This is a genomic window from Bacillus sp. JJ1609 (assembly GCF_036967045.1).
Classification (GTDB): Bacteria; Bacillota; Bacilli; order Bacillales; family Cytobacillaceae; genus Mesobacillus.
This window is the reverse complement of record NZ_JBALSS010000008.1, coordinates 62,684-70,611: the sequence shown is the minus strand read 5'-3', so window position 1 is coordinate 70,611 and position 7,928 is coordinate 62,684. Positions and strand designations below refer to the sequence as shown.

Sequence of the window (7,928 nt, the reverse complement as noted above, 5' to 3'; positions counted from 1 at the left end):
CCGGTCGGCCCTCCAGCGCATGTCGGGGCTGAACAAGGCGCTTGCGCTTTTCTTACCGTATCACTTTACCCGTTTACAATCGTGCCGCCGTTAACATGGATCGTTTGACCGCTGACATAAGTGGAGTCATCACTTGCCAGATATACGTATGCAGGTGCAAGTTCAAATGGCTGGCCAGCGCGACCCATCGGAGCGTTCGTACCAAATTTAGCCACTTCCTCTGCTGAGAACGTGGAGGGAATTAGCGGCGTCCAAATAGGCCCAGGTGCAACGCTGTTAACACGGATGCCCTGAGAGGCGAGTGACATGGCAAGGGATCGAGTAAAGGTTACGATCGCCCCTTTAGTCGCAGAGTAGTCAATTAACGTCTCATGGCCTTTATAAGCCGTTATAGATGATGTATTTATGATGGTACTTCCTTTCTGAAGGTTAGGAAGTACAGCCTTAGTTAAATAAAACATCGAGAAAATATTAGTCTGGAAAGTTTTCTCAAGCTGAGCTGCCGAGATGTCTAACAGGCTTTTCTGCGGGTGCTGCTCAGCAGCATTATTGACAAGGATGTCAATCTTCCCGAATTTATCGATTGTTTTCTTTGCAGCCTGATTGCAGAATGATTCATCTCCCACATCTCCAGCAATCAGCAGGCATTTGCGACCTTCTGCTTCAATTAGCTCCTTTGTCGTTTGTGCGTCATTATTCTCCTCAAGATACACGATGGCCACATCGGCACCTTCCTTGGCAAAGTAAATCGCCACAGATTTCCCGATTCCGCTGTCGCCACCCGTGATTAAGGCCACTTTGTCCGTTAATTTTCCTGAACCCTTATAATTGTCATCAACTGATTTTGGTTCTGGTTTCATTTCCGGTTCAGTGCCCGGCTGATGGTCCTGGTGCTGTGGCGGGAAGCCTTGTTTGTTATTTTCTTTTGGCATAATTAAATTCACTCCTGATTTATAGTTTCAACACTTATTAAATTCCTTTAAAATCCAGAGAAAAAACATGGAAATTAATTCATTAGAGAATGAGTGGGATTCAATCAGGCATTTTTATACCATCAGGGAGAGGGACAGAGGATTTTTAAGAGGATATATCGTAAGCGACGAGAAGGCTCGGTGAAAGTCCACCGGAAAGCAAGCGAAGCACCTAGAGCGGAAATCAACAGTTAAGGTTAACAGATCCAAACAAAAACAGCAGCTCCATCAATGGAGCTGCTGCAGTAATATATTATTAATTATCTTTTAAATACTGAATAAGTCTTGTAACCGCCTGTCAGGTTCTTAACCTTGAAGCCATTTTGCTGTAGGATACGGGATGCAAGGTATCCTCTTAGTCCAACCTGGCAAGTGATCAGAATCGTTTCATCCTTTGGAAGCTCGTCAAGGCGGCTGCGAAGATCATCAAGCGGAATGTTCTTTGACCCTTCGATTTTTCCAGCTGCATGTTCTTTTTCAGTTCGGACGTCGATCATGATTGCACCGTCCTTGATTAAATCGTCAACCTCATAATGCTGGACAGCTTCAATTGTGCCATCCACGATATTGGATGCTACATAACCAGCCATGTTCACTGGGTCTTTAGCAGAAGAGAATGGCGGTGCATATGCAAGTTCAAGCTCTTGAAGATCGTACACACTCAAACCGCCCTTAATGGCAGTTGCGATAACATCGATGCGCTTATCTATGCCATCTTTACCAACTGCCTGTGCACCATAAATTTTGCCAGTTTCTTTGTCAAAAATGACTTTAAGAGACATTTGCTCGGCACCTGGGTAGTATCCAGCGTGTGACATTGGGTGGATATGAACAGCCTCATACGGAATACCAAGTCTTCTCAATAGCTTTTCACTGTTACCAGTTGTAGCAGCGGTCAATTCGAAAACTTTAACAATGGAAGTACCGAGAGTACCAGGGTAGGCAATCTTACGTCCATTGATATGGTGACCGACTATATGCGCCTGGCGGTTAGCCGGCCAGGCAAGCGGGATCATTGTCGGCTGACCATTGATAAAGTCAGTGACTTCGATTGCGTCACCCATAGCGTAGATAGATTCATCAGAAGTCTGAAGGTATTCGTTCACCTTAATACCGCCGCGCTCTCCAACCTCCAGGCCAGCTTCAATTGCTAGGGTGTTTTCTGGACGGACACCAATTGACAGGATAATAAGTTCAGCATCAAGCACCATGCCGCTTTCAAGGACAACCTTCGTGCCTTGCTCCTTAACATCAGTGATACCGTCGCCTAGTATCAACTCAACGCCATTCTTTCTTAATTCGTCTTCGACTATTGCTGCCATTTCAGGATCAACTGGTCCCATAACCTGTGGCAATTTTTCAACAAGAGTAACATTCACGCCTGCATGAACAAGGTTCTCTGCCATTTCTAAACCGATGAAGCCTCCACCGATGACAACAGCGTTCTTTGGATTCTTTTCCTCAAGATATTTCTTGATTTTATCCATATCTGGAATGTTACGTAATGTGAATACATTGTCACTCTTCAGGCCTTCGATTGGAGGAACGATTGGTTTTGCACCTGGTGATAAAACAAGGACATCATAGCTTTCAGTGTATTCCTCACCAGTTTGAACATGCTTCACTGAAACCGTCTTTTCTTCACGGTTAATAGATGTAACTTCAGAAAAATTTCGGATATCCAAATTGTAACGTGCATTCATTCCTTCGACTGTCTGAAGCAATAATTTATTTCTGTCTTCTATCACACCGCTTATATGGTATGGAAGACCGCAGTTAGCAAAGGAAATGAATTCACCTCTTTCAAATAAAACGATTTCGGCTTGCTCATCTAATCTTCTAAGTTTAGTTGCTGTGGTTGCTCCACCTGCTACGCCGCCAACAATTACGATTTTTTTACCCATTTTATTGTCATCCTTTCGGTTGAAAAATTTATGTTTTATACCACTACCGGTATATTAACTCGAGAAATGCGGAAAACCAATAGTGCTTTGTGAAGGATTTGTGAAAGTTTTAGCTGGATTAAGATTAAAAGCAGACAAATGTCACACAAAGCTATATATTTTAATACTAACTTGTAAATAAGAGAAAATTGTCCAGAGTTTGTGAAAATATGATGAAGTTTTAAGTATAAGGCTATGTTAAAGGTTATTGGTGATTTTGAAGTACTGTTGATTGGAGTGGAAGATGGCGCCTTTAGCGGAAATCAACAGTCGTGTTTAACACAGCAAAGTATAAAGCATCATTAAAAAAAACAGCGGACAATGTCAATGTCCGCTGCGGTTTTCATCATATTTAGTTTTATCATTCACCTTAACGATAATTCACGAATTGCACGTCAACGGTAAGATCAGCTTCTCTGACTGCAGCAATGATTTTCTGCAGGTCGTCACGGTTTTTTCCAGTTACACGAACCTGGTCATCTTGTACCTGACTCTTTACCTTTACTCCACTATTTTTAATGATCGTGTTAATCTTCTTTGCGTTTTCCTTATCAATTCCCTGGACAAGCTTTGCTCTTTGGCGAACAGTTCCCCCAGAAGCACGTTCAACTTTTCCATAATCAAGATTCTTTACAGGAATTCCTCGCTTGATCATTTTGCTGAATAGAACATCCTTTAACTGGTCAAGCTTAAATTCATCATCGGAAACAAGCACAAGCTCTTCCTTATCCAGCGAAATGTCGCTTTTGCTGCCTTTAAAATCATAACGCGTTTGTACTTCCTTCATCGCAATACTGATTGCATTTGTTACTTCAGTCATTTCTACTTTGGACACAATATCAAATGAACTCTCTTTAGACATAGCTACCTCCGGAAAACATTTTAATTATGTCTTCATTATAGTAAAATATAGCAGTTCAAACAACTTTGCGTAATTTAGGGTATACTTGTTTAAAAAGTTTAATGATAAAAGATACTTCGAAAATAAGTAAATCTCAGCAACCGTGAGAGATTAATATCAATAAACAATCTAGAAAAAATTAATACAGGAGGAATTATATGTCCTTGAATGATTATACAGGCCAGACACTGGAGCTGACCGTCGCAAGAATTGCTGAATATGGTTACTTTTTAACCGATGGGGAAGAAGATGTACTACTCCACTCCAATGATACGAATCAAACATTTGAAGAAGGTGATCAAGTAGAAGTTTTTCTATTTGTGGACTCAAGAGGCAGGCTTACTGCGACAACCACTATACCTAAGATTTCCGTAGGTACTTACGATTGGGTGCCGGTTGTGGATGTAAAAGACGGCATTGGAGTTTTCCTTGATATCGGTATCAGCAAAGATATATTGCTTGGAGAGGAAGATTTACCTGTTGTAAAGTCGGTTTGGCCGCAAAAAGGGGACTTGCTTTATATCACCCTCCGTGTGAACAGGAACAACATGATTTACGCACGTATGGCTACAGATCCTGTAATTCAGGATATATCCATCAAAGCAACTAGGAGCGATTTTAATAAGAACGTCCATGGCTACATTTACCGTACTGCCAGGGTTGGAAGCTGGATTATAACGGCAGAAGGCTATAAAGGCTTTATCCACGAATCACAGCGCCGGACTGAGCCGCGCATTGGCGAAAAGGTAGAAGGACGGATCATCGATGTAAAAGAGGACGGTTCAGTCAATCTGTCTTTACTTCCGCGCAAGCAGGAAGCGCTTGATGAAGATTCCCAAAAAATCATGGACTATCTAGAGCTGCGAAATGGCGCGATGCCATACCATGATAAGAGCATGGCTGAAGACATCCAGGAACGCTTTGGGATGAGCAAAGGCTCTTTCAAACGCGCACTTGGAAGGCTTATGAAAGAAGAAAAGATTTATCAGGAAAATAATTGGACATATAAAAAATAAAAAATAGAGCCTGATTGGCTCTATTTTTATTACCATTACAAATGGTCTGTTTTCTTTGAGTATTCGTTCTTACCAGCTTTGCGGTTTTTTTCACGCATCATATTCTTTTCATGGCGAAGGGCGTTGTTGTCCTTTGCTTTTTTATCGTTATCCGAAGTATGCGGCATACATAAAAACTCCTTTCAGATTTAGGATTCATTTTATTTTTCCTAAAACCTGAAAGGAGTATGTAAGATTATGATTGCTGTTTATTTAAAAAGAAAATGGCAAGGGCACCTGGTCCCACATGTGAGCCTACTGCCGCTCCAATAGAAGTAATCACAACATCTTTTGGATTCAATTCCTGAATAATCATATCTTTCATTTCTGCTGCTGTTTCCTCGTCATCGGCATTGCTTATTCCTACAATCTGGCTTTCAAAGCCTTCGCCGCGTTCTTTCATCAGCTCAACGATTCTGCGATGCAATTTCTTTTTTCCGCGGAGCTTTTCGATTGGAACAAGCTTTCCGTCTTCTACATTCAACAATGGTTTGATGTTGAGAAGTCCGCCAACAAATGCAGAGGCTTTCGAAACACGTCCACCTTTTGCAAGATGGTCAAGATCATCTACGGAAAATAAATGCTCCATATGCTGTCTGCGGAAATCGACATCCTTCAAGATGTCTTCCTTCGAAAATTGCTCGTTCGCCATCCTTGCTGCTTCCATAACCAAAAGGCCTTGTCCGAGCGACGCGCATTTTGAATCAACGATTGTTAAATTGAGGTCTGGATATTCTTCCTTCACCTGCTCAGCAATCATTACAGCTGTCTGGTATGTTCCTGATAATTCAGAAGAGAATGCTATGTATATACCTTCTTGTTTATTTTTAGCTAATTCAGTAAACACTTCTTTAAAACCTGCAGGGGAAGCCTGTGAGGTTTTAGGAAGATTGCCAGCACGAATGGCATCGTACACTTGTTTAGGCTGAATTGTTTTAAGGTCCTCATATTCAGTAACGTCAATTTGGACCTTTAAAGGAAATAGTATGACCCCATTTTCTTCATAAAAATTGTATGGCAAATCACATGCACTGTCAGCCATGATTTTTACTGACATAAACCTTTCACCTGCTTTCAACCTTTATATCATAATAGTTTATCGGTAATATCGCAAAAAGACAATTAAATGTAGTGATTTTCGGCAAAATAGGGGTAGAGGAATATTAGAAAAAATAAAGGGGGATTTACATGGTCTGGATGGAAACAAAAAAAATCATCATCGTAGTGATTGGTGCATTGCTTAATGCGATGTCACTAAACTTTTTCTTAATCCCGGCAAATGTTTATGCGAGCGGATTTACAGGGATTGCGCAGCTGGTATCAAGCATTCTGGGTGAATACGCACCGTTTAATATTTCGACAGGGGTTCTGCTCTTGCTCTTGAATATACCAGTGACCATCCTCGGGTGGATGAAAGTAGGGAAATCGTTTACTCTGTATAGTTTTATCTCTGTTGTCCTTTCCTCCTTTTTCCTGGAAGTTCTTCCGGTAAAAGAAGTTTCAACAGATATTTTGCTGAACGCGGTGTTTGGCGGAGTGATCGCCGCTCTTGGTGTTGGGCTTACGTTGAAATGGGGAGCGTCAACGGGAGGAATGGACATTATTGCCATGGTCCTTTCACGTATGAATGACCGCCCGGTTGGTACATATTTCTTTACGTTAAACGGCATCATTATATTGACCGCAGGATATATTTTTGGCTGGGAAAATGCTCTTTATACTCTAGTTGCTTTGTATGTATCAACCCGTGTAATTGATGCGATCCATACTCGCCATGAAAAATTGACAGCAATGATCATTACGAAAAAATCAGATGAATTAAAGAAAGCGATTCACGATAAATTAGTACGAGGCATCACATTACTGCCTGCTAAAGGAGCCTTCTCAGGCGAGCAAAAAGAAATGCTTATTATCGTCATAACCAGATATGAGATGTACGACCTTGAGAGAATTATCAAGGATGTCGATCCACAAGCCTTTACGAATATTGTCCAGACGACGGGAATATTTGGTTTTTTCAGAAGGGAGTAACTTTAGAAAAGGAGTGTAAGTGGATGAGGAAAATCAGCTTGCTTATCATTTTGCTTTTGATTGCCGTGGCGCCAGCACTTGCTATTGGAGAGGAAAAACAAGCAGTGAGCCAGAGTGATTTTAGTTTTTTTATTGACCCTGTGGCTGGACCGGAAATGGCAGAGTTTGAATTGTTTTTAAGGAATGATGGAAACGACCCAATCTCGTTCGAGTTTCCTACCTCTCAGAAATATGAAATCACAGTAGTCGATGAAAATAAGAAAAAGGCGTATCAATACTCAGATGGAAAAGCCTTTGCCCAGGCATTTGAAACATTGACACTGCAGCCGCAGCAAAGCATCAAATGGATAGAGACCTGGGATTATACAACTGAAGGGACAAGAGCGAAAGAAGGCGACTATACCGTCGGAGCAAAGCTGAAAGCGGTCAGTCTAGACGGCAGACTAATATCCCATAAAAGCTTGCTTACGGATACAAAAACAATGTATGTTCCTGAAGAGAACCCAGTATTTAAGGGAGTGCGCGCTGAAGGCAGTAAGGGGGAGTATAAGATAATCGGGGAAGCAAGACCAATCAACGGTAAGTTTTACTACACTGTCGAGGATGGCCATAATGAACTGATAAGCGAGACTGAAATCGTTACAGATTCAAAATATCCACAATGGAATCCGTTTGTGATCGGTGTGTCCATCTCCAAAGAAAACCTGCCTCAAAATGGTTCCGTCATTTTGAATCTTTATGAACGAAGCAAAGATGGCACGATCATTCACACTTATCCTGTCCTATTGGAGAGATTCAACAACAATAATTAGTAGGCTGTTGGTACACCTGTTGGGCCGGTGGAAGTAACATTGTACGAAACACATTTAAGCTCACATTTGCTCTTTTAGGTAAGCAAGAGGCCTTATTGGCGCTTTCTTTTTCCAATATATGTTTATTTAGATAACCAATAGGCTTTATTGGCGCCTTTATTTTCCAATTTATGTTTATTCGGGTAACCAATAGGCTTTATTGGTGCTTTCTTTTT

8 protein-coding genes are annotated in these 7,928 nt (G+C 41.3%); 3 read left to right on the top strand and 5 right to left on the bottom strand.

Annotated features, from left to right (window positions below; translation table 11 throughout):
* Positions 1 to 65: 65 nt before the first annotated feature.
* From V7654_RS09125 to V7654_RS09115, 3 genes are all read right to left on the bottom strand, one after another.
* Positions 66 to 932: an SDR family oxidoreductase gene (locus V7654_RS09125; protein WP_335430035.1), complete on the bottom strand. Its 867-nt coding sequence runs from the start codon at positions 930 to 932 to the stop codon at positions 66 to 68.
* Positions 933 to 1,231: 299 nt separating this feature from the next.
* Complete coding sequence (locus V7654_RS09120) at positions 1,232 to 2,875, bottom strand: CoA-disulfide reductase (protein ID WP_335430034.1); 1,644 nt, start codon at positions 2,873 to 2,875, stop codon at positions 1,232 to 1,234.
* A 409-nt stretch (positions 2,876 to 3,284) separates the two neighbouring features.
* Positions 3,285 to 3,776 (bottom strand): YajQ family cyclic di-GMP-binding protein, encoded by a 492-nt coding sequence (locus V7654_RS09115; RefSeq protein ID WP_335430033.1) that lies wholly within the window; start codon positions 3,774 to 3,776, stop codon positions 3,285 to 3,287.
* Between the two features lie 197 nt (positions 3,777 to 3,973).
* Between V7654_RS09115 and V7654_RS09110 the strand changes: the two genes are divergently transcribed.
* Positions 3,974 to 4,831: a CvfB family protein gene (locus V7654_RS09110; RefSeq protein WP_335430032.1), complete on the top strand. Its 858-nt coding sequence runs from the start codon at positions 3,974 to 3,976 to the stop codon at positions 4,829 to 4,831.
* 35 nt (positions 4,832 to 4,866) lie between these two features.
* On the opposite strand, the gene V7654_RS09105 is transcribed toward V7654_RS09110, so the two are convergent.
* Together V7654_RS09105 and V7654_RS09100 are read right to left on the bottom strand one after the other, a co-directional pair.
* A complete protein-coding gene (locus V7654_RS09105) occupies positions 4,867 to 4,998 on the bottom strand; it encodes a DUF3941 domain-containing protein (RefSeq protein WP_125478228.1) in 132 nt (43 codons plus the stop codon).
* 68 nt (positions 4,999 to 5,066) lie between these two features.
* Positions 5,067 to 5,927 carry a DegV family protein gene (locus tag V7654_RS09100; protein WP_335430031.1) on the bottom strand — a complete coding sequence of 287 codons (861 nt, stop codon included), beginning with the start codon at positions 5,925 to 5,927 and terminating at the stop codon, positions 5,067 to 5,069.
* Between the two features lie 131 nt (positions 5,928 to 6,058).
* Between V7654_RS09100 and V7654_RS09095 the strand changes: the two genes are divergently transcribed.
* Both V7654_RS09095 and V7654_RS09090 read left to right on the top strand, forming a co-directional pair.
* The gene (locus V7654_RS09095; protein WP_335430030.1) at positions 6,059 to 6,901 is read left to right on the top strand and encodes a YitT family protein; all 843 of its coding nucleotides are present in this window, start codon (positions 6,059 to 6,061) and stop codon (positions 6,899 to 6,901) included.
* 23 nt (positions 6,902 to 6,924) lie between these two features.
* Positions 6,925 to 7,713, top strand: coding sequence for a BsuPI-related putative proteinase inhibitor (locus tag V7654_RS09090; protein ID WP_335430029.1), 789 nt, complete (start codon positions 6,925 to 6,927; stop codon positions 7,711 to 7,713).
* The last annotated feature ends 215 nt before the right edge of the window (positions 7,714 to 7,928 follow it).

What these genes read in the sequence shown, in the direction of transcription:
- V7654_RS09110 (WP_335430032.1), top strand. Translation starts at nt 3,974, where the DNA reads ATGTCCTTGAATGATTATACAGGCCAGACACTGGAGCTGACCGTCGCA.
- V7654_RS09095 (WP_335430030.1), top strand. Translation starts at nt 6,059, where the DNA reads ATGGTCTGGATGGAAACAAAAAAAATCATCATCGTAGTGATTGGTGCA.
- V7654_RS09105 (WP_125478228.1), bottom strand. Translation starts at nt 4,998, where the DNA reads ATGCCGCATACTTCGGATAACGATAAAAAAGCAAAGGACAACAACGCC.
- V7654_RS09115 (WP_335430033.1), bottom strand. Translation starts at nt 3,776, where the DNA reads ATGTCTAAAGAGAGTTCATTTGATATTGTGTCCAAAGTAGAAATGACT.
- V7654_RS09100 (WP_335430031.1), bottom strand. Translation starts at nt 5,927, where the DNA reads ATGTCAGTAAAAATCATGGCTGACAGTGCATGTGATTTGCCATACAAT.
- V7654_RS09125 (WP_335430035.1), bottom strand. Translation starts at nt 932, where the DNA reads ATGCCAAAAGAAAATAACAAACAAGGCTTCCCGCCACAGCACCAGGAC.
- V7654_RS09120 (WP_335430034.1), bottom strand. Translation starts at nt 2,875, where the DNA reads ATGGGTAAAAAAATCGTAATTGTTGGCGGCGTAGCAGGTGGAGCAACC.
- V7654_RS09090 (WP_335430029.1), top strand. Translation starts at nt 6,925, where the DNA reads ATGAGGAAAATCAGCTTGCTTATCATTTTGCTTTTGATTGCCGTGGCG.